Source organism: Lysobacter sp. Root916, assembly GCF_001429785.1.
Classification (GTDB): Bacteria; Pseudomonadota; Gammaproteobacteria; order Xanthomonadales; family Xanthomonadaceae; genus Lysobacter.
Genome location: NZ_LMJF01000001.1, coordinates 1,092,942 through 1,114,202 on the forward strand (window position 1 = coordinate 1,092,942; position 21,261 = coordinate 1,114,202).

Annotated in this window: 20 protein-coding genes and 1 pseudogene; 16 read left to right on the forward strand and 5 right to left on the reverse strand. The window is 68.5% G+C overall.

The annotated features are described in order from the left end of the window. Positions 1-63: 63 nt before the first annotated feature. The 7 genes from rpsA (at position 64) to galU (ending at position 7,660) form a co-directional block, all read left to right on the forward strand. Positions 64-1,755, forward strand: a complete 1,692-nt coding sequence (rpsA, locus tag ASE35_RS05060) for a 30S ribosomal protein S1 (protein ID WP_056174620.1) — start codon at positions 64-66, stop codon at positions 1,753-1,755. A 163-nt stretch (positions 1,756-1,918) separates the two neighbouring features. After that, positions 1,919-2,221: an integration host factor subunit beta gene (locus ASE35_RS05065; RefSeq protein WP_055906732.1), complete on the forward strand. Its 303-nt coding sequence runs from the start codon at positions 1,919-1,921 to the stop codon at positions 2,219-2,221. Positions 2,222-2,413: 192 nt separating this feature from the next. Further along, entirely contained in the window at positions 2,414-2,668 is a 255-nt protein-coding gene (locus ASE35_RS05070; protein WP_056174623.1) for a LapA family protein, read from the forward strand. Between the two features lie 3 nt (positions 2,669-2,671). Further along, complete coding sequence (gene lapB, locus ASE35_RS05075) at positions 2,672-3,847, forward strand: lipopolysaccharide assembly protein LapB (RefSeq protein WP_056174625.1); 1,176 nt, start codon at positions 2,672-2,674, stop codon at positions 3,845-3,847. Positions 3,848-3,851: 4 nt separating this feature from the next. After that, complete coding sequence (locus ASE35_RS05080; RefSeq protein ID WP_056174631.1) at positions 3,852-4,838, forward strand: hypothetical protein; 987 nt, start codon at positions 3,852-3,854, stop codon at positions 4,836-4,838. Between the two features lie 9 nt (positions 4,839-4,847). Next, a complete protein-coding gene (locus ASE35_RS05085; RefSeq protein ID WP_056174633.1) occupies positions 4,848-6,761 on the forward strand; it encodes a nucleoside-diphosphate sugar epimerase/dehydratase in 1,914 nt (637 codons plus the stop codon). Continuing rightward, positions 6,761-7,660 carry a UTP--glucose-1-phosphate uridylyltransferase GalU gene (gene galU / locus ASE35_RS05090; protein ID WP_056174635.1) on the forward strand — a complete coding sequence of 300 codons (900 nt, stop codon included), beginning with the start codon at positions 6,761-6,763 and terminating at the stop codon, positions 7,658-7,660. Before ASE35_RS05085 ends, galU begins: the two co-directional genes overlap by 1 nt. A gap of 226 nt (positions 7,661-7,886) precedes the next feature. Here the strand turns inward: galU and ASE35_RS05095 are convergent. Both ASE35_RS05095 and ASE35_RS05100 read right to left on the reverse strand, forming a co-directional pair. Then, positions 7,887-8,189, reverse strand: a pseudogene (locus tag ASE35_RS05095) (DUF1232 domain-containing protein); the annotation flags it as partial. 128 nt (positions 8,190-8,317) lie between these two features. Then, the gene (locus ASE35_RS05100) at positions 8,318-8,758 is read right to left on the reverse strand and encodes a hypothetical protein (RefSeq protein WP_057163128.1); all 441 of its coding nucleotides are present in this window, start codon (positions 8,756-8,758) and stop codon (positions 8,318-8,320) included. A gap of 71 nt (positions 8,759-8,829) precedes the next feature. On the opposite strand from ASE35_RS05100, the gene ASE35_RS05105 reads away from it, so the two are divergent. The 3 genes from ASE35_RS05105 to ASE35_RS05115 all read left to right on the forward strand — a co-directional run bounded on the left by ASE35_RS05105 (position 8,830) and on the right by ASE35_RS05115 (position 10,975). Next, a complete protein-coding gene (locus ASE35_RS05105) occupies positions 8,830-10,119 on the forward strand; it encodes an FAD-binding oxidoreductase (protein ID WP_056174640.1) in 1,290 nt (429 codons plus the stop codon). After that, positions 10,116-10,475, forward strand: coding sequence for a tRNA-binding protein (locus ASE35_RS05110; protein ID WP_082576271.1), 360 nt, complete (start codon positions 10,116-10,118; stop codon positions 10,473-10,475). The genes ASE35_RS05105 and ASE35_RS05110 overlap by 4 nt, the downstream gene beginning before the upstream one ends. Before the next feature lie 212 nt (positions 10,476-10,687). Beyond that, positions 10,688-10,975, forward strand: a complete 288-nt coding sequence (locus ASE35_RS05115; protein WP_057163129.1) for a hypothetical protein — start codon at positions 10,688-10,690, stop codon at positions 10,973-10,975. A gap of 172 nt (positions 10,976-11,147) precedes the next feature. Here ASE35_RS05115 and ASE35_RS05120 read toward each other — a convergent pair whose 3' ends face one another. The 3 genes from ASE35_RS05120 to ASE35_RS05130 form a co-directional block, all read right to left on the reverse strand. Next, positions 11,148-12,353, reverse strand: coding sequence for an acetyl-CoA C-acyltransferase (locus ASE35_RS05120; protein WP_057163130.1), 1,206 nt, complete (start codon positions 12,351-12,353; stop codon positions 11,148-11,150). A gap of 172 nt (positions 12,354-12,525) precedes the next feature. After that, positions 12,526-14,901 (reverse strand): 3-hydroxyacyl-CoA dehydrogenase/enoyl-CoA hydratase family protein, encoded by a 2,376-nt coding sequence (locus tag ASE35_RS05125; protein ID WP_057163131.1) that lies wholly within the window; start codon positions 14,899-14,901, stop codon positions 12,526-12,528. Between the two features lie 117 nt (positions 14,902-15,018). Then, positions 15,019-15,639, reverse strand: coding sequence for a TetR family transcriptional regulator (locus ASE35_RS05130; RefSeq protein ID WP_056174648.1), 621 nt, complete (start codon positions 15,637-15,639; stop codon positions 15,019-15,021). 218 nt (positions 15,640-15,857) lie between these two features. On the opposite strand from ASE35_RS05130, the gene ndk reads away from it, so the two are divergent. The 6 genes from ndk (at position 15,858) to bamB (ending at position 21,202) form a co-directional block, all read left to right on the forward strand. Continuing rightward, entirely contained in the window at positions 15,858-16,283 is a 426-nt protein-coding gene (gene ndk, locus ASE35_RS05135; RefSeq protein WP_055906769.1) for a nucleoside-diphosphate kinase, read from the forward strand. Between the two features lie 108 nt (positions 16,284-16,391). After that, positions 16,392-17,573, forward strand: a complete 1,182-nt coding sequence (gene rlmN / locus ASE35_RS05140; RefSeq protein ID WP_056176589.1) for a 23S rRNA (adenine(2503)-C(2))-methyltransferase RlmN — start codon at positions 16,392-16,394, stop codon at positions 17,571-17,573. After that, positions 17,563-18,408 (forward strand): type IV pilus biogenesis/stability protein PilW, encoded by an 846-nt coding sequence (pilW, locus tag ASE35_RS05145; protein WP_057159270.1) that lies wholly within the window; start codon positions 17,563-17,565, stop codon positions 18,406-18,408. Before rlmN ends, pilW begins: the two co-directional genes overlap by 11 nt. After that, the gene (locus ASE35_RS05150; RefSeq protein WP_157489328.1) at positions 18,408-19,223 is read left to right on the forward strand and encodes a RodZ domain-containing protein; all 816 of its coding nucleotides are present in this window, start codon (positions 18,408-18,410) and stop codon (positions 19,221-19,223) included. Before pilW ends, ASE35_RS05150 begins: the two co-directional genes overlap by 1 nt. 114 nt (positions 19,224-19,337) lie before the next feature. Further along, positions 19,338-19,967: a tetratricopeptide repeat protein gene (locus ASE35_RS05155; RefSeq protein ID WP_056174655.1), complete on the forward strand. Its 630-nt coding sequence runs from the start codon at positions 19,338-19,340 to the stop codon at positions 19,965-19,967. Positions 19,968-19,981: 14 nt separating this feature from the next. Further along, positions 19,982-21,202, forward strand: coding sequence for an outer membrane protein assembly factor BamB (bamB, locus tag ASE35_RS05160; RefSeq protein WP_056176591.1), 1,221 nt, complete (start codon positions 19,982-19,984; stop codon positions 21,200-21,202). The last annotated feature ends 59 nt before the right edge of the window (positions 21,203-21,261 follow it).

Genomic DNA, 21,261 nt, shown 5'->3' on the forward strand with positions numbered 1-21,261 from the left:
GTCGCTACGACAGCGACGATGCCAGCCGGTGCGGCCCGTGTGTTCAACCGAGTAAATCAACCAATGACCGAATCATTTGCCGAGCTGTTCGAATCCAGCCAGCAGTACCTGGCCAAGCTGAAGCCGGGCGCTATCGTCGTCGGCGTAGTCGTGGAAGTCCGCGGCGACGTCGTCGTGATCAACGCCGGCCTGAAGTCCGAAGGCATCGTGCCGATCGAACAGTTCCGTAACGACGCCGGCGAGATCGACGTTGCCGTTGGCGACGAAGTCAAGGTCGCCCTCGACTCGATCGAGAACGGCTTCGGCGAAACCGTGCTGTCCCGCGAGAAGGCCAAGCGCGCGATGGTGTGGGACGAGCTCGAAGAGGCGCTCGAAAAGAACGAGACCATCACCGGCCGCATCAGCGGCAAGGTCAAGGGTGGTTTCACCGTCGACATCAAGGATGTCCGCGGCTTCCTGCCGGGTTCGCTGGTGGACGTGCGCCCCGTGCGCGACTCCGCCTACCTGGAAGGCAAGGAGCTCGAGTTCAAGCTCATCAAGCTCGATCGCAAGCGCAATAACATCGTCGTCTCCCGCCGTGCGGTGGTCGAGAGCGAGTACAGCGTCGAGCGCGAGCAGCTGATGGAGAAGCTGCAGGAAGGCGCGATCCTCAAGGGCGTCGTCAAGAACCTCACCGATTACGGTGCGTTCGTCGACCTCGGCGGCATCGATGGCCTGCTGCACATCACCGACATGGCGTGGAAGCGCGTGCGTCACCCGTCGGAAGTCGTGGAAGTCGGCCAGGAGCTGGACGTCCGCGTGCTCAAGTACGACCGCGAACGCAACCGCGTCAGCCTCGGCCTCAAGCAGCTGGGCGAGGATCCGTGGGACAACATCGCGCGCCGCTACCCGGCCGACACCCGCGTGTTCGGCAAGGTCAGCAACGTCACCGATTACGGCGCGTTCGTCGAGATCGAGCCGGGCGTCGAAGGCCTGGTCCACGTCTCCGAAATGGATTGGACCAACAAGAACGTCAACCCGTCCAAGATCGTGCAGGTCGGCGACGAGGTTCAGGTCATGGTGCTGGACGTCGATGAAGAGCGTCGCCGTATCTCGCTGGGCATGAAGCAGGTCACCTCGAACCCGTGGGAGACCTTCGCGGCCATCCACAAGAAGGGCGACAAGGTCGAAGGCCAGATCAAGTCGATCACCGACTTCGGCATCTTCATCGGCCTGGACGGCGGCATCGACGGCCTGGTCCACCTGTCCGACATCAGCTGGAACACCACCGGCGAAGACGTGGTCCGCAACTACAAGAAGGGCGACACGCTCGAAGCCGTCGTCCTGGCCGTGGATCCGGAGCGCGAGCGCATCAGCCTGGGCGTCAAGCAGCTGGAGCAGGACCCGATGGGTCAGTACGTCGCTTCCAACGCCAAGGGCTCGATCGTCAAGGGCGTGGTGAAGGAAGTCGACGCCAAGGGCGCCACGATCGAACTCGCCGACGGCATCGAAGGCTACGTCGCCGCACGCGACATCGCCAAGGAGCGCGTCGAGGACGCCAGCCAGTACCTCAAGGTCGGTCAGGAAGTCGAAGCCAAGATCGTCGGCACGGACCGCAAGGGCCGTTCCATGCAGCTGTCGATCAAGGCCAAGGACGAAGCCGAGCAGCAGGAGGCCCTGGCCGACTACAACCGTTCGGCGTCGGATGCCTCCAGCGGCACCACCAAGCTGGGCGCGCTGCTGCGCGAGCAGCTGAGCGGCAACAAGTCCGAGTAATACCAGCGTCAAGGCGCGCCGTTCCGGGCAACCGGATCGGCGTGGCCGCACTACCGCGGAGGCGGCCCGGCCGAGCCGGGTCGCCTTCGATTTGTGGCACCGTCGCGGCGCCGTCGTATCGGCACCGTCCCGACATCCCAGTACTAGAGCTTGCGCAGCGCCCATGACCAAGTCCGAACTCATCGAGATCCTTTCGCAGCGTCAGGCCCACCTGAAGGGCGACGACGTGGATCTGGCGGTGAAGGCCTTGCTCGAAATGATGGGCGGCGCGCTGTCGGTGGGCGAACGCATCGAGATCCGCGGCTTCGGCAGCTTCTCCTTGCACTTCCGTCCGCCGCGCCTGGGTCGCAACCCCAAGACCGGCGAGTCGGTGGCATTGCCCGGCAAGCACGTCCCGCATTTCAAGCCCGGCAAGGAACTGCGCGAACGCGTCAGCGGCGTGGCGCCGCTGGATGACGAAGCCTAAGGGCTAGGAACGAGCTTAGAGCAGTGAGGAGCGAGTAGGGCGGCGTTGCCGTGCGCTCGTCATCGCGCTTTGTCGTTTCGCTATTCTGGCCGCTGGCATGGCCGGCATCGGCTTTTCTCTAGTTCCTCGTTCCTCTGCACTCGTTTCTGGCCTTAAGCTAGAGCGACATCGCGGACGTTGGACCCATCCCCCATGCGCCTGATCCGTTTCCTCATCGCCTTCGTCTGCCTCGCGGCCGGCGCCACCGTCGGCGCGCTCAATCGGCAGATCGTGCCCATCGACTTGGGCTTCGGCACCTTTCCGACCACTCTGGGCGTGGCCCTGATCGTGTCGCTGCTGATCGGCGTGCTCGCCGGCGGCCTGGCGATCACGGCCAGCCTGGTGCTGCCGCTGCGTCGCCGCCTGGCCCGCGCCGAGCGCGCCGCCGCCGCCCCGCGCGAGGCCTGACGCATGGAATTCATCAGCGAGTGGTTCTGGTTCTTTCTGCTGCTGCCGATCGCGGCCGTCAGCGGCTGGGTGATCGGCCGTCGTGGCGGCGAACGCCACAGCGACAACCAGGTCAGCCACCTGTCGACCACCTACTTCCGCGGCCTGAACTACCTGCTCAACGAGCAGCCCGACAAGGCCATCGAGATCTTCCTGCACATCGCCGAGCTCGATAAGGACACCTTCGAGACCCAGGTCGCGCTGGGCCATCTGTTCCGCCGCCGCGGCGAAGTCGATCGCGCGATCCGCCTGCACCAGGCGCTGGTGCAGCGCCCAGGCCTGAGCGATCAGCAGAAGGTCCAGGCGTTGCTGGCCTTGGGCGAGGACTACATGCGCTCGGGCCTGCTCGACCGCGCCGAGACCGTATTCAGCGACCTGGTCGCCTTGGACATGGCGCCGCTGGCGCTGCGCCACCTGATCGGCATCTACCAGTCCGAACGCGATTGGGACAAGGCGATCGAGAACGCGCGCCGCTACGAGGCCGCCACCGGCGAGCCCATGGGCAAGCTGATTGCGCAGTTCGAGTGCGAACTGGCCGATCGCCATCGCGCCGCCGGCGACGTCGAGGCCGCGCGCGGTTCGGTCAAGCGCGCCTTCGATGCCGACGCGAACTCGGTGCGCGCCGGCATGCTCGAGGGCCGGATCGAGGTCGAGGCCGGCAACGACGCCGCCGCCATCCGCGCGTTCGAGCGCGTCGCCCGCGCCGATCCCGACTACCTGCCCGAAGTGCTGCCCGCGCTGCTGAGCTGCTACGAACGCGACGGCGACCCGACCGGTGCGCGCGCGTTCCTGGCCGAGATGTGCGAGCACTACCGCGGCATCGCCCCGGTGCTGGCCCTGACCCGCATGGTCGAGGCCGAGGACGGCGTGCCGGCCGCGCGCAGCTATCTGGCGCGCCAGCTCAAGGACCGGCCCTCGGTGCGCGGCGAGGCCGCCCTGATCGACCTGACCCTGGCCGAGGGCGCCGATCCGCTGGCGACCCTGCACGATCTCAAGCACATCACCGACCAGCTGCTGGTGCGTAACCCCAGCTATCGCTGCAACCGCTGCGGCTTCGGCGCGCGCAGCCACCATTGGCAATGCCCCAGCTGCAAGGAATGGGGAACGGTCAAGCCGCTGCTGAACTACGCGGTGGTCTGATCCCATGGCGAGTTGGCTGCTCATCCACCTGCTGATCGGAGCGGTCGGCACCTGGCTGGCGCGTTGGTACGCGCTGCGCAACGAACTGATCGACCAGCCCGGCGAGCGCCGCAGCCACGCCGTGGCGACTCCGCGCGGCGGCGGCATCGCGCTGGTGATCGCCCTGCTGGTCGCGACCCTGGCCCTGGCCGTGCGCCTGCCCGCGCAGGCGCCTTTGCTGGCCGCGTTCGGCCTGGGCTTGGCCCTGGTGGCCGGGGTCGGCCTGATCGACGACCACCGCCCGCTGTCGGCCTCGCTGCGGCTGGCGGTGCACGCTGTGGCCGCGGCGGTGCTGGCCTACGCGGTCTGGCACGTGCTGGACGCGCCCTGGCTGGCCCTGGGCGCGTTCGTGGCCGCGCTGGCGCTGACCAACGTTTGCAACTTCATGGACGGCATCAACGGCCTGGCCGCCAGCCAGGCCGCCCTGATCGCCGTGGCGCTGGGTTGGCTGGCCGGAGCGCCGGGGCTGTGGCTGGGTCTGGCCCTGGCCGCGGCCTGCCTCGGTTTCCTGCCCTTCAACTTCCCCAAGGCCCGGATTTTCATGGGCGATGTGGGCAGCGGAGCGCTCGGCTATGCCCTGGCCGGGCTCATGGTCCTGGCCGCGACCGTGCTGGGCAGCCGATCAGCGGTCGTCCTGATGCCGCTGTCGGCGTTCCTTATCGACGCGGGCTTGACACTGTTGCGCCGCATGCTGCGTCGGGAAGCGTGGTGGACGGCGCATTCTCAGCATGCATATCAGGTTTGGGCCAGGAGGGTAGGGCACACCAAAGTCACCATCGCCTACGCCATGCACACCCTCGTCGCTGTGCTGGCGCTCCCAGTCCTGCTGCAAACGAGAATGGCTTTCATGTTGTGTACGGTTGCGGCGTGGTATATGTCCGGCGCTTTTTTGTGGTGGTGGTTACAACGCGCCGGCTCCGAGCCGGCGTTGAATTCTCCCGGCAAGGTATAGGGGCATGGAATGAGCTCATGGCGCGATCGTCTTAAAGGTGCACTGCCGCGCATGGCGGTAGTCGCGCACGATCTCGCGATGGTGTGGTTGGTCTGGCAGGCCCTGTACCGTTTGCGCTTCGGCATCATCCCCGCCCCGGTTCCGCTGCCGCTGTGGTCGTCCGAGATCGCGCTGGTGATGGTGGCCCAGGGCCTGGTGTTCTGGCAGGTCGGTCTGTACCGCGGCCTGTGGCGCTTCGCCGGCGTGCCCGACCTTTGGAACATCTTCAAGGCCTGCATGCTCGGTCTGTTCGCGATCGTGCTGGTGCTGTTCCTCTATAACCGCCTCGACACCACGATGCCGCGCACGGTGCTGGTGCTGTATCCGGTGGTGCTGGTGGGCATGCTGGGCGCGCCGCGCCTGCTGTACCGCGCCTGGAAGGACAGCCGCGTCGAACGCGCCGACACCGCCTCGGTGCGCATCCTGATCCTCGGCGCCGGCCGTGCCGGCGAAGCGCTGGTGCGCGACCTGCGCCGCTTCGGCACCTACGAACCCGTCGGCTTCCTCGACGACGCCGCGCGCCTGCGTGGCAGCAAGGTCCAGGGCGTGCCGGTGCTGGGGCGCGTGCCCGAAGTGGCGGAGATCGCGCGCGAGACCGCGGCCAAGCTGCTGGTGATCGCGATGCCGTCGGCCGACGCCAACGCGCTGCAACGGGTGGTGATCGCCTGCGAGCGCACCGGGCTGCCGTTCCGGATGGTGCCGCGCCTGCAGGACGTGCTGGAAGGGCGTTCGCTGCCGGGCGAGTTGAAAGAGGTCGCGATCGAGGACCTGCTCGGCCGCAAGCCGGTACTGCCGGATTGGAAGGCGATCCGCAGCTGGCTGGGCGCGCGTTCGGTGCTGGTCACCGGCGCCGGCGGTTCGATCGGCTCGGAGCTGTGCCGCCAGTGCGCGCGCCACGGCGCACGCCGCATCGCCTTGATCGAGATCGACGAACTCGCCCTGACCCAGACCGAGGCCGCGCTGCGCCGCGACTTCCCCGATCTGGAATACATCCCCATCCTCGGCGACTGCGGCGATCCGGCGGTGATCGCGTTCGCGCTGGGCCAGTCCGAACCCGACGCGGTCTTCCACGCCGCCGCCTACAAGCAGGTGCCGCTGCTGGAAGCGCAACTGCGCGAGGCCGTGCGCAACAACGTGCTCGCCACCGCGACCGTGGCCAAGGCCTGCCGCGAGGCCGGCGTCGGCACCTTCGTGCTGATCTCCACCGACAAGGCGGTCGATCCGGTCAACGTGCTCGGCGCGACCAAGCGCCTGGCCGAGATGACCTGCCAATCGCTGGCCGACCAGCGCTCGACCCGCTTCGTGACCGTGCGCTTCGGCAACGTGCTCGACTCGGCCGGCAGCGTGGTGCCGTTGTTCCGAGAACAGATCCGCAGCGGCGGCCCGGTCACGGTCACCGATCCGGAGGTCACGCGCTTCTTCATGACCATCCCCGAAGCCTGCCAGCTGATCCTGCAGGCCTCGGCGATCGGCACGCACGAGGCGATCTATACCCTCGATATGGGCGAGCCGGTGCCGATCCGCCTGTTGGCCGAGCAGATGATCCGTCTGGCCGGCAAGCAGCCGGGCCGCGACGTCGCGATCATCTACACCGGCCTGCGTCCGGGCGAGAAGCTGCACGAGACCCTGTTTCACGCCGACGAGCGCTACCGCCCGACCCAGCACCCCAAGATCCTGCAGGCCGAGCCGCGCGAGGTGTCCGCCCACGCGATCGAGTCGGCCATCGCACAGCTGCGCGAGGCCTCGGCGCGCTACGACCGCGAATTGCTCAACCAGTTGCTGCGCATGGCGGTGCCCGAATTCGCGCCGGTCGGCGAGCATCCCGACTATGTCGAATCCGCCACCGTGGTGGCGTTCCCCACACGCAACGCCAGGAAGGTTTGATGGCCGCTCGCATCCGCAAAGCCGTATTCCCGGTCGCAGGGCTGGGGACCCGGTTCCTGCCCGCGACCAAGACCGTCCCCAAGGAAATGCTGCCGATCGTCGATCGGCCGCTGATCCAGTACGCCGTCGACGAAGCCATCGAAGCCGGCTGCGACACCCTGATCTTCGTCACCAACCGCTACAAGCACGCGGTCGCCGACTACTTCGACAAGGCCTACGAGCTGGAACAGAAGCTCGAACGCAGCGGCAAGCTCGAGCAACTGGAACTGGTGCGCAACGTGCTGCCTCCGGGCGTGCGGGCGGTGTTCGTGACGCAGGCCGAGGCGCTGGGCCTGGGCCATGCCGTGCTGTGCGCCAAGCCCGTGGTCGGCGACGAGCCGTTCGCGGTGGTGCTGCCGGACGACCTGATCTGGAACCGCGGCCCGGGCGCGCTGAAGCAGATGGCCGACGCGGCCGAAATCTCCGGCGCCAGCGTGATCGCGGTGCAGGACGTGCCGCGCGAGCAGACCGGCAGTTACGGCATCGTCGCCACCGACGGTTTCGCCGCGCGCCAGGGCCGTATCCGCGCCATCGTCGAGAAGCCCTCGCCGGACGTCGCGCCCAGCAACCTGGCCGTGGTCGGCCGCTACGTGCTCAACCCGCGCATCTTCTCCCTGCTGGAGAACACCACGCCTGGCGCCGGCGGCGAGATCCAGCTCACCGACGCGATCGCGGCGATGCTCACCGAGGAGGCCGTCAACGCCTACCGCTTCCAGGGCACGCGTTTCGACTGCGGCACCCACCTGGGCCTGATCGAAGCCACGATCCGTTTCGCTCTGGACCACGAAGTGCTCAGCGACTCGGCGCGCCAGCTGATGCAGAACGCCTTGGCGGAACTGGGCGTGGCGGATCTGGAGTGAGGCGGTAGCTAGAGTGAAGCAACGAGTAACGAGTAGAGGCGGGCAGCTGTCTCACTCGTTACTACTTACTCGCTACTACTTACTCGTTCCTGCCCCTCACCCGCAGCGCCAGAACGTCGCCATCGCCATCGGCCCGCGCAACGCGCGCACGGCGATGGCGGCTCGATCAAGGCGTGCCGCGATGCGCCCGATAGGCCAGCAACGCGCATAGCGCGGCGAACCCGATCCAGAGCGTCACGATCGCAGCGGCCGCGACGCGGCCTGCCAAACCGCCCTCGGGATCGCCGGCCTGCGCGGCACGCGCGCGGCACTCGATCATGACGGTCGCTGGAATCATGCGGATCGCCCAGGCGATCCCTAGCGGAAGCAGGAGCAGGTCGTCCAGATAGCCCAGGACCGGGATGAAGTCCGGAATCAGGTCGATGGGGCTGAGCGCATAGGCCACGATCGCCGCGACCAGCAGCTTGGCGTACCACGGCGTGAGCGGGTGCCGCGCCGCGAGATAGAGCGCATGGATCTCGCGCTTGAGTTCGCGAGCCCGTTGCCGCAATGCATCGATCCACTGCACGTCTTCGACCTCTATGGCGCTTGGGCTGCGGGCACGCATCACGATGTATGCGAAGGCCAGTCAGGGCAACCGTTTCCTGCGCTTACCGTTCACCGGTAATACCAGAGCATCGCCATCGCCAGGACCGCGCACAGGATGGCCAGCACGCTCGCGGCCGCGGCCATGCGCCGCACCCGCACGATCCAGCGCTGCGCGACCACGCCGCGCAGCACGCGCACGTCGCGCAGGGTGCGCCAGTCGCGTGGTGGGAAGCGCCGCTCGGCCTGGGCCGCCGCGGCCAGACGCCGCAAGCTGCGCGCCAACAGCGACAGCGGGACCACCGGCAACAGCGCCAGCGCGACCAGCAGGCCGCGCAGCCAGCGCCGGGTGCGCTGCGGGTCGCCGTCCTGGGCCAGCTGGGTCGCGAGCCCGCTCAGCCAGCCGTCGAGTTGCCACAAGCCGAACAAGGCCAGCACCACGATCGCGGCGATGATCAGCAGGCTGCGCCTGCGATAGGCTAGGTCGGCCGGGTGGATGTCCGCTTCGCGCACTATCGCGTTCCTGTGAGTCCGAGCGTTCCCGCGCATTTCAACAAACCCGACCGCCGCATTCCAGACCGCCCATGACCGTCCCCAGCTACTACCGCGCCACCTTGCCGCCGACGCCCGAACGCCCGGCGCTGCAGGGCCGCCGCGAGGCCTCGGTGTGCGTGATCGGCGGCGGCTTCGCCGGGCTCAACACCGCGCTGGGCCTGGCCGAGCGCGGTGTCGCCGGCGTCGCCCTGATCGAGGCCCAGGGCCTGGGTCACGGTGCCTCCGGTCGCAACGGCGGTTTCGTGTTCGGCGGCTATTCGCGCGGCGAGGACGCGCTGCTGCGCGAACTCGGCCCCGAACGCGCGCGCGCCCTCTATGCGGGCACCACCGAGGCGGTCGAGCTGATTCGCACGCGCATCCATCGCCACGGCCTGGACTGCGACGCGGTCCAGGCCGGCGTGATCTGGGCCAACTGGTTCCGCGATCCCGAGGTCCTGCGTTCGCGCCAACGTCTGCTGGCCGAGCGCTACGGCGCCGAGTGGCGCTGGCTGGCGCAGGACGAACTGCGCGACCTGGTACGCAGCCCGCGCTACCACGACGGCCTGTTCGAACCGCAGGCCTTCCATTTCCACCCGCTCAAGTACGCGCACGGGCTGGCCGCACTGGCCGAGCGCGCCGGCGTCGCCGTGCACGAGCGCACGCCGGCGACCGCGCTGCGCCGCGAGGGCGCTCATTGGCGGGTGACCACGCCGCAAGGCGAGATCGCCGCGCGCCAGGTCGTGCTGGCCTGCGGCGGCTACCTGGCCGGCCTGAGCGCGCGCGTGGACGCGGGCGTGATGCCGATCGCGACCTACGTCATGGTCACCGAGCCCCTGGGCGCGCGCCTGGACGAGGCTCTGCGCACGCGCGCGGCGGTCTACGACACCCGTTTCGCGTTCGACTACTACCGGCCGCTGCCGGACACGCGGCTGCTCTGGGGCGGGCGCATCTCGGTGCTGGACCGCTCGCCGGCGGCGGTGGAGCGCCTGTTGCGGCGCGACTTGCTCAAGGTGTTCCCGCAATTGGAGGGCGTGCGCATCGAGCAGGCCTGGTCCGGCCTGATGAGCTATGCGCGCCACCAGATGCCGCAGATCGGCCAGGTCGAGGACGGCCTGTGGCTGGCCCAAGCCTTCGGCGGCCACGGCGTGGCGCCGACCACCTACGCGGGCGAAGTGCTGGCCGCGGCGATCGCGCACGGCGATCCTCGCTGGCGCGAGTTCGCCCATTACGGCCTGGTCTCGGCGCTGAAGCCGGCGGGGTTGCTGGGCGCGCAGCTGAGTTACAGCTGGGCCCAGTTCAAGGATCATTGGAAAGATTGGAACGAGGGCAGGCGCGCGTGAGCGAAAACGAAACCACGGTCGCCGGCGGCGATCTGAGCTGGAGCGAGTTCGAGCGGGTGATGCTGTGCGCGGGCACGGTGCTGCGGGTCGAGGCGTTCCCGGAAGCGCGCAAGCCGGCCTGGAAACTGTGGGTGGACTTCGGACCGCACGGCGTGCGCAAGACCAGCGCGCAGGTGAAACAGCTGTACACGGCCGAAGAACTGGTCGGGCGCCAGATCGTCGGCGTGATCAATTTCCCGCCCAAGCAGGTCGGCCCGTTCCGTTCCGAATTCCTGCTCACCGGCTTCCCCACCGACGAAGGCGTGGTGGTCACCGCGATCGAACGGCCGGTGCCGAACGGAACGCGCCTGGCCTGAGCTACCCGCACTGCTCTGGGGTAGGAGCGGCGTAAGCCGCGACCCGCCATCGCAGCAGCGACGCTAGCCTGTGGCGCGGTCGTGGCTTACGCCGCTCCTGCACAAGAGTTGCCGGATTAAAAATGTTTAATCCCACGCCCAGCCGGCCGTAGTCTCGCCGCGCCTAGCCTGCGAACGCGATCGCACCGGTCGCGTCTTAGGGAGAGGCCGTCATGTTCCGTACATCCCTGCTACCGATCGCCGCCGCCTTGCTGTCGCTGAGCCTGGCCGCCGGCGCCACGCAACCCGCAGCGGCCACGCATCCGGCGCCCGCCGCCAAGCCCGCGCCCGCGCGTGCCGCCGTCCAACCGATGGCGGCCGCGGCCAAACCGGCGCCGGCCAAAGCGACCGCGGCGAACCACTGCCGCGATCCCCAGGGCAAGTTCGTGTCCTGCGACAAGCAGGCCGCCAGCAAGCGTTGCCGCGACGCCCAGGGCAAATTCACCGCCTGCCCGAAGTAGTGCGCGCACGACGCCGGCTACCGTGGGCCGGGCGTCGCGCGCCCAGCGTGGTGCGAGGCGAGGGCGGTTCCGGCTGCCCTCGCTTTTTTTGTGGGCCGTAAACGCATCGGGGCGACCGTAGCCGCCCCGATGATTCGATGCGAAGGCCGAGGCCTTCGCTCGATGGCCGAACTCAGAGCGCCTCGAACACGCCCGCCGCGCCCATGCCGGTGCCGATGCACATGGTCACCAGGCCGTACTTCTGCTGACGACGGCGCAGGCCGTGGACGATGGTCGCGGTGCGGATCGCACCGGTCGCGCCCAGCGGATGGCCCAGCGCGATCGCGCCGCCCAGCGGGTTGACCTTGGACGGGTCCAGGCCGCTGTCGCGGATCACCGCCAGCGCCTGCGCGGCGAAGGCTTCGTTGAGCTCGATCCAGTCGATCTGGTCCTGGGTCAGGCCGGCCTGCTTGAGCGCCTTGGGAATCGCCGCGATCGGGCCGATGCCCATCACTTCCGGGCGCACGCCGGCGACCGAGAAGCTGACGAAACGCGCGAGCGGGGTCAGGCCGTAGTCCTTGACCGCCTGGCCGGAAGCCAGCAGCACCGCGGCCGCGCCGTCGCTCATCTGCGAAGCGGTGCCGGCGGTGACCGTGCCGCCGAACTGGCCGTTGCGGAACACCGGCTTGAGCTTGGCCAGCGCTTCCAGCGAAGCGTCGGCGCGCGGGCCCTCGTCCAGCTCGATCAGGCTCTTGCGCAGCTTGATCGTGTTGCCGCTCAGATCGGGCTGGTGCGACAGCACCTCGTAGGGGCTGATCTCGGCGGCGAACTCGCCGGCCTGCTGCGCGGCGATCGCCTTGCGGTGCGAGGCCAGCGCGAACGCGTCCTGGTCCTCGCGCGAGATCTTCCATTCCTCGGCGACCTTCTCGGCGGTGATGCCCATGCCGTAGGCGATGGCGACGTGGTCGTCCTTGAACACGCTGGGGCTCAGCGCGACCTTGTTGCCCATCATCGGCACCATCGACATCGACTCGGTGCCGCCGGCCAGGACCAGATCGGAGTTGCCCAGGCGGATCTCGTTGGCGGCCAGGGCCACGGCCTGCAGGCCGGAGGAGCAGAAGCGGTTGATGGTCTGCGCGGCGATGGTGTTGGGCAGGCCGGCCAGCAGCACGCCGATGCGCGCCACGTTCATGCCTTGCTCGCCCTCGGGCATGGCGCAGCCGATGATGGCGTCGTCGATGCGGTTGAGGTCGATGCCCGGGGCCTGCGCCACCACCGACTTCAACACGTGGGCGAGCATGTCGTCGGGACGGGTGTTGCGGAATACGCCGCGCGGGGCCTTGCCGACCGGGGTGCGGGTGGCGGCGACGATGTAGGCGTCTTGAACTTGCTTGGTCATGGCTTTCTCCGATAGCCGGGAATCGAGAATCGGGAATCGGGAATCGTCGGAGCAAAGGCCCGGCGACATTCCGATTCGATTCTTGCTCCCGGTTCTTCTATGTGGGGGTAGTAGCGGGGAGGCGGGAGAAGAAGCCGCGCTTCTGCGATTCCCGATTCCCCATTCCCGATTCTCAGTTCCTCAGCGGCTTACCGGTCTTGAGCATGTGCGCGATGCGCTCCTGCGTCTTGGGCATCTGCGCCAGGGCGACGAAGTGTTCGCGCTCGAGCTTGAGCAGCCATTCCTCGTCGACCAGCGCGCCGCGGTCGACTTCGCCGCCGCAGATCACGGTGGCGATGCGGGTGGCGATCTCGTAGTCGTGCGGCGAGATGAAGCGGCCTTCCAGCATGTTGACCAGCAGCATCTTGAAGGTCGCGATGCCGACGTCGCCGGCGACCTGGACGCGGCGGCCGGGCAGGGGCGGGCGATAGCCGCTCTCGGCCAGGGCGCGGGCCTGGGCCTTGGCCACGTGCAGCAGTTCGAAGGCGTTGAACACCACCGCGTCGCCGTCGCGCGCCAGCTTGAGCTCGCGCGCCTCGAAGGCCGAGGTAGAGACCTTGGCCATGGCCACGGATTCGAACGCGGTCTTGAGCTGGGCTAACACATCGCCGCCCGGGCCGGCCGCGTCGGAGGCGCGCACCGCGAACTCCTTCAGGCCGCCGCCGGCCGGCAGCAGGCCAACGCCGGCCTCGACCAGGCCGATGTAGCTTTCCAGCGCGAGCACGCTCTTGGCCGCGTGCATCTGGAACTCGCAGCCGCCGCCCAGGGCCAGGCCGCGCACCGCCGCCACCACCGGCACCAGCGAATACTTGATGCGCTGGCTGGTGGCCTGGAAGTTGGCGACCATGGCCTCGAAGCCCTTGAGATCGCCGGCCTGCAGCAGACCGAGCGCGCCGGACAGGTCGGCGCCGGCCGAGAACGGCTCCTTGGGCTGCCAGATCACCACGCCCTTGAACTTCTTTTCGGCGATGCCGATCGCTTCCTGGATGCCGTTGAGCACGTGGTCGTTGACCGTGTGCATCTTGGTCTTGAAGCTGATCACCGCGATGTCGTCGCCGTCGTCGGCCCACAGGCGGATGCCGTCGTTCTCGAACACGGTCTGGCCCTGCGAGAACTTCTCGCCGAGCAGGGCGTCGGGGAAGCGCTGGCGCGCGTAGACCGGGTTGGACGAACGCGCGACCTTGGCGTTACGGCCCGGGCTGTAGCTGCCGTCGGCGCCGTGCACGCCGTCGCGGCCGTCGAACACCCAGTTCGGCAGCGGCGCGGGCGCCATCGCCTTGCCGGCCACGATGTCCTCGGCGATCCAGTCGGCGACCTGCTTCCAGCCCGCGGCCTGCCAGGTCTCGAACGGGCCCAGCGACCAGCCGTAGCCCCAGCGCATCGCGAAGTCGACGTCGCGCGCGGTGTCGGCGATCGATTCCAGGTGGAAAGCGCTGTAGTGGAAGCTGTCGCGGAACACCGCCCACAGGAACTGCGCCTGCGGATGGCTGCTGGCGCGCAGGGCGGCGAACTTCTTGGCCGGGTCGCGCTCCTTGAGCAGGGCGGCGACGTCGGCATCGAGCTCACCGGCCGAGACGCGGTAGTCCTGCGCCTTGAGGTCGAGCACCAGGATGTCCTTGCCGCGCTTGGTGTACACGCCGGCGCCGGTCTTCTGGCCCAGCGCGCCCTTTTCGATCAGCGCGGCCAGCCACTTGGGCGCCTTGAAGTACTGATGCCACGGGTCGTCGGGCAGGGTGTCGGCCATGGTCTTGATGACATGGGCCATGGTGTCCAGGCCGACCACGTCGGCGGTGCGGTAGGTCGCCGACTTCGGGCGCCCGATCGCCGGACCGGTCAGGGCGTCGACGGTGTCGAAGCCCAGGCCGAACTGCTCGGTGTGGTGCATCGCGGCCAGCATCGAGAACACGCCGATGCGGTTGCCGATGAAGTTCGGGGTGTCCTTGGCGATCACCACGCCCTTGCCCAGGGTGGTGGTGAGGAAGGTTTCCAGGCCCTCGAGCACGCTGGCGTCGGTGCCGCGGGCCGGGATCAGCTCGGCCAGGTGCATGTAGCGCGGCGGGTTGAAGAAGTGCACGCCCAGGAAGCGGTGGCGCAGTTCCTCGGGCAGGACTTCGGCCAGCTTGTTGATGCCCAGGCCGGAGGTATTGGAGGCCAGCACGGTGTGCGCGGCCACGAACGGCGCGATCTTCTTGTACAGGTCCTGCTTCCAGTCCATGCGCTCGGCGATGGCCTCGATGATCAGGTCGCAGTCGCGCAGCTGTTCCAGGCCGGTCTCGTAGTTGGCCGCGCTGATGCGCTCGGCCAAGCCCTTGGCGGCGAGCGGGGCGGGGCTGAGCTTGCCCAGGTTGGCGATCGCCTTGGCGACGATGCCGTTGGGGTCGCCCTCCTTGGCCGGCAGGTCGAACAGCACCGTGTCGACGCCCGCGTTGGTCAGGTGCGCGGCGATCTGCGCGCCCATGACGCCGGCGCCCAGGACCGCGGCACGGCGGACAAGCAATTTATTAGACATCGTCTGCAACTCCTTGGATTGATTGCATTTATGTTGCAGCGTCCGGACGGAAACGGAAGCGAGGGCCCCGATGGGGTCGCCCGGACGCGACAGGAAAAAAGCGGCTGGGCGTGGCGCTCAGCTCTTGAAGCCGGCGGCGGCGAAGCGGATCAGTTCGCGGCCCGCACGTTCACGATGCGCCGCCTCGGTGACACCGGCGGGACGCTTGATCAGGCCGAAATCGGCCATGGCATAGGTCAGGGCGCCGGCCAGGAAGTCCAGGCGCCAGTACAGCTCTTCCTTGCTCAGGCCCGGCACCGCGGCCGCGATCGCCTTGGCGAACTCGCGCAGCACGTGGCCGTAATGGTCGGACAGGAACTTGCGCAGGCTGTCGTTCTTCTCGGCATAGGCGCGGGCGACCACGCGCACGAAGGCGGCGCCGCCGTGGCGGTCCTGGGCCAAGGCCAGGGCCGGCTCCACGAACGCGGCCAGGATCGGATCCAGCTCGCCCGGATGCTGCTGCACGGCCTCCTGCAGGGCGCTCAGGCGCTGCCGGCTCATGTCGTCCATGCGTCGGCGGAACACCTCGTTGACCAGGTTTTCCTTGCTGCCGAAGTGGTAGTTGACCGCCGCGATGTTGACGTCGGCGCGGCTGGTCACCTGGCGCAACGAAGTGCCGGTGAAGCCGAACTGGGCGAACAGTTCCTCGGCGGCGCCGAGAATGCGGTCCTTGGTGGAGAAATGCGCGGTGGCGGCCATGGGGCTCCGGGGCTGGGCTGAATCAAACGCTTGTTTGATCCTAGTCCCGCCCCGGCCGGATCGTCAACGGATTTTCAGCACAACCGTGCAAATCGCCTGACCGATCCGGTAGAATTACCGTAGCCATATTGGCTAAACCCGCGTCCTGTCGCGGGTTTTCTGTTATTCTCGGGCCCTCGCAAGGAAGCAGCAGCGGCCCGCCTACCCGGAGAATTTCCATGGCGCTGGAGCGCACCCTGTCCATCATCAAGCCCGACGCCGTCGCCAAGAACGTCATCGGTGAGATCTACACGCGCTTCGAGAAGGCGGGCCTGAAGGTCGTCGCCTCCAAGATGAAGCACCTCTCCAAGCAGGAAGCCGAAGGTTTCTACGCCGTGCACCGCGAGCGTCCGTTCTTCGCCGCCCTGGTCGAATTCATGATCAGCGGCCCGGTGGTGATCCAGGCGCTGCAGGGCGAGAACGCCGTGCTCAAGCACCGCGACCTGATGGGCGCGACCAATCCGAAGGACGCCGCGCCGGGCACGATCCGCGCCGACTTCGCCGACAGCATCGATGCCAATGCCGTGCACGGCTCGGACAGCCTGGAGAACGCCGCGATCGAAATCGCGTACTTCTTCCCGGCCACCGACGTCTACGCGCGCTAAATCGCCGTGACCGAGCTGCGCGCCAACACGAACGATCTTCCGCACGCCGGCGACGCGCCGGCGGCGGCAACGCCCGTGAGCGCGCAAGCCCTCGCCAACGACGTCGCGATCGCGGCGGCGCAGCCGGCCACGCCCGGCTACGTCGCCGTCGATCCGAGCAAGACCAATCTGTTCGATCTCGACCGCGTGTCGCTGGAAGATTTCTTCGAGCAGACCCTGGGCGAGAAGCGCTTCCGCGCGCACCAGGTGATGAAGTGGATCCACCACCGCTACGTCACCGATTTCAACGACATGACCGACCTGGGCAAGGCGCTGCGCGCCAAGCTCGAGCAGCATGCGCAGGTGCGCGTGCCGCAAGTCGTGTTCGACAAGGCCTCGACCGACGGCACCCACAAGTGGCTGCTGGGCATGGACCCCAAGAACGCGATCGAAACGGTGTTCATCCCCGACAAAGGCCGCGGCACCCTGTGCGTGTCCTCGCAGGTCGGCTGCGCCCTGAACTGCCAGTTCTGCTCCACCGCCACCCAGGGCTTCAACCGCAACCTGTCGACCGCCGAGATCATCGGCCAGGTCTGGGTGGCGGCGCGCCATCTGGGCAACGTCCCGCATCAGCAGCGCAAGCTCACCAACGTGGTGATGATGGGCATGGGCGAGCCGCTGGCGAATTTCGACAACGTCGTGCGCGCCATGAGCATCATGCGCGACGACCTGGGCTACGGCCTGGCCAACAAGCGCGTGACCCTGTCCACCGCCGGCATGGTGCCGATGATCGACAAGCTGGGCGAAGTCAGCGACGTCTCGCTGGCGGTCTCGCTGCACGCGGCCAACGACGAGTTGCGCAGCGAACTGGTCCCGCTCAACAAGAAGTACCCGATCGCGCAGTTGATGGAAGCCTGCGTGCGTTACGCGCTGCGCAAGCGCGGCACCTCGGTGACCTTCGAGTACACCCTGATGAAGGGCGTCAACGACCAGCCCCAGCACGCGCGTCAGCTGCTGCGTCTGCTGCGTCAGTTCGACAACGCGGTGCAGATGAAGGACGCCGCCAAGGTCAACCTGATCCCGTTCAATCCGTTCCCGGGCACGCGCTTCGAGCGCCCGGACGACGCCGCGATCCGCAGCTTCCAGAAGCTGCTCAACGACGCCGGCATGATCGCGCCGGTGCGCCGCACCCGCGGTGACGACATCGACGCGGCCTGCGGCCAGCTCAAGGGCCAGGTCATGGACCGGACCCGGCGTCAGGCCGAATTCCGCAAGAAACTCGAATCTCAAGGGCTGGGCGATGCGGCTTGAAGGACGTCCGCTGTGGGTCAAGTGGCCGCTGTTGGCGGCGCTGATCGCGCTCGCCGCGATCTCGCTGTCCGGCTGCAAGCGCCTGACCTTCGTGCGGCCGAACTTCGATAAGGCCAAGTACGAGCACACCGGGCCCGACTACGCGGTGCGCGACGACAAGCGCACCAAGGACGCTTCCTCGGCGCGCACCCGGGTCCAGCTGGCCCAGGCCGCGCTGCGCAACGGCGACCTCGACGGCGCCGAGCGCGACGCCCGCACCGCGCTCAAGGCCGACCCGCGCTCGGTCGACGCCATCACCATCCTGGGCGCGGTCGCCGAACGCCGTGGCGACATGGCCGGGGCAGGGCAGCACTACAAAAAGGCGGTCGATCTCGCGCCCGAGCGCGGCGCTTTCCTCAACAACTACGGCGCCTGGCTGTGCGCCAGCGGCCACGCCGCCGAATCGCTGAGCTGGTTCGACCGCGCCCTGGCCGACAGCGCCTACGCCACCCCGACCGCGGCGCTGGCCAATGCCGGCAGCTGCGCCGCCACCGCCGGCCAGACCCAGCGCGCCGAGCGCGACCTGCGTACCGCGCTGGCGCTGGACGCCAACAACGCGCTGGCCCTGGGCGGCCTGGCGCGGATCGAGCTGCAGCAGGGCAATGCCTTCGAGGCCCGGGCTTTTTCTGAACGCAGGCTGGCTGCCGCCCCGGCGGATCCGGACGCGCTGGTGCTTGCGTCACAAATCGAACAAAAACTCGGCGACACGGCTGCCGCCGCAAGATACGTTCAGCGTCTACGGGCGGAGTTCCCTGACGCGCAGGGCTCCGGGACAGGGGATGACGGTAAGCGATGATGCTTTCTAACGAAGTCGCGCCTGACGGCGGGGGTAGCTGTGGCGCGCGCCTGAAACTCGCCCGCGAACGGGCCGGTCTGTCGCACGCGGACGTGTCCGCGCGCCTCAAGATGCCGACCCGCGTGGTGCAGGCGCTGGAAGAGGACGACCTGTCGCGCATCGGCGCGCCGGTGTTCGTGCGCGGCCAACTGCGCAGCTATGCGCGCCTGCTCGGGGTCGATCTGGAACCCGAACTCGACCGCGTCGCCGTCGCCCAACTGGCGCCGTCGCAGCTGGTCAGCCACACCCACACGCCGCGCTACCGCCGCGTGTTCGAACAGGCCACCCGCCGCGCGATCTACATCGTGCTGACCGCCGCGATCGCGGTGCCGGTCTGGCTGGCCACGCGTCCGCACCTGGACAGCAACCTGGCCGTGCAGTCGCTGGACGTGCCGGCCAGCGCGCTGAGCGCCGGCGCCACGCCCTCCACCGAACCCGCCGCCGCGGCCCAGCGCACCCCGCTGATCGCCTCGATGGCGCCGCTGCCGGCCGCGCCGGCGGCGCAAGCGCAGACCGCCTTGTCGCTGAACTTCACCGGCGACAGCTGGGTGCAGGTCTACGCGACCGACGGCAGCACCCTGGAACAGGGCCTGCTAGGCGCCGGCGAACGCCGCAGCTACGCCGCCGGCGAAGTCGCGCGCGTGGTGCTGGGCAACTCGTCCGCGGTCGAAGTGCAGCAGGCGGGCCAACCCGTCGATCTGGCGCCGTTCAGCCGCGCGAACGTCGCGCGCTTTACGCTATCCTCTGACGGTTCCCTCGCGCCGGTCTCCGACTGACCCGCGACGCGGGTCTGCGCATGCCCCGGTAATCCGGCATGTCCCTCACTGGCCCGCACTGCGGGCCGGTTATATTCCTTTGGGCTCCAGCCGGTCGGCGGAGCGAGATGAACGATGGCGATCGACGATCTGGCTGACGAACACGAACAAAGCGAACGCGTACTGGAGTGGCTGCGCCGCAACGGCGCCGGACTGATCGGCGGCATCGCCCTGGGCTTGGCCGCGATCGGCGGTTGGAAGTGGTGGGAGAACCATCAGGTCCAGCAGCAGGCGCAAATCGCCAACCAGTATCAGGCCGCGCTCGACGCGATCGAGGCCAAGGACAAGGGCGCCGAAGCCAAGGTCAAGGCGCTGGGCCAGAACACCTATCACACGCTCGCCGCGCTGCGTCTGGCGCAGTCGCAGGTGGTCGCCAACCAGCGCGACGCCGCGATCGCGACCCTGCGCTCGATCCAGAGCGACGAGCCGGCCATCGCCGAGATCGTCAATCTGCGCCTGGCGCGTCTGTTGATCGACGCCAAGCAGGCCGACGCCGCGCTCAAGCTGCTGGCCAACGCAACCACGCCCACCGCCATCGCGGTGCGCGGCGACGCGCAACTGGCCCTGGGCCAGCGCGCCAAGGCGCAGGAAGCGTATACGCAGGCGATGACCAAGCTGGACGTGGCCTCGCCGCAGCGCCGCCTGCTCGAACTCAAGCTCACCGAAGCCGGCGGTTCCCCGGTCAAGCCCGAGGCCAAGTCTTGATGAAGGTTGCAGCCATGCCCCCCAGCCGCACCGTAGTCCGCGTTTCCGCCGTCCTGATGTGCGCTTTCGCGCTGGCCGGCTGCTCCACCGTCAAGGGCTGGTTCGGCGGTAGCAAGAAGGACGACGGCAAGCCCAACGAGCCGGTCGAACTGACCGACATCACCCCGACCGCCAACGTCGCCAAGCTGTGGTCGACGCATGCCGGCAAGGGCGAGGACCGCATGGGCGTGCGCCAGGGCCCGGCCATCGCCGACGGCCGCGTCTACGCCGCCGCGATCGAGGGCGGCGTGCACGCCTTCGACCTGCAGACCGGCAAGTCGATCTGGGACTACCTGCCGATGCGTCAGGGCGAGGACGCCAAGAAGAAGGACAAGGACATCCGCCTCTCCGGCGGCCCCGGCGTAGGCGAAGGCCTGGTCGTGGTCGGCAGCCTGGAAGGCGACGTGATCGCGCTGGACGCCGCCAGCGGCGCCGAGAAGTGGCGCGCCAAGGTCGGCAACGAAGTCATCGCCGCGCCCGCCGTCGGCATGGGCCTGGTGTTCGTGCGTTCCAACGACGGCCGCCTGAGCGCGTTCGACGCCGCCAGCGGCGAGCGCCGCTGGTTCTGGACCCGCGACGTGCCGATGCTGTCGCTGCGCGGCAACGACGCGCCGGTGCTGGGCCCGGGCTTCGTCTTCGTCGGCAACGACGACGGCACCGTGGTCGCGCTGTCGGCCACCGACGGCCGCCCGATGTGGGAACAGGCCGTGTCGCAGCCGGAAGGCCGCACCGAGCTGGACCGCATGGCCGACATCGACGGCACCCCGGTGCTGGAAGGCAGCACGCTGTACGCAAGCAGCTTCAAGAAGCAGACCCTGGCGATCGACGGCCCCAGCGGCCGCCCGATGTGGAACAGCGAGCACGGCGGCGCCGGCCGGATCGGCGTCAGCGCCGACCGTCTGGTCGTCACCGATCCCACCGGCACCGTGTTCGGCCTGGACAAGGCCGGCGGCAGCGCGATGTGGCAGCAGGCCGGCCTGGCCCGTCGCAACGTCACCGGCGCCGCGATCCAGGGCGATTACGCCGTGGTCGGCGACTTCGACGGCTACGTGCATTGGCTGAAGCTCGACAACGGCGAGTTCGCCGCGCGTCAGCGCGTCGGCGGCAAGGCCCTGCGCGCCGCGCCGGTGGTCTCCGACGGCGTCCTGGTGGTGCAGAACGTCGAAGGCGAGCTGACCGCGTTCAAGCTGCAGTAAAGCCGGGATTCGGGATTCGGGAGTAGGGATTCGCAAGAGCGGATCCCGAAGCGGCGCGG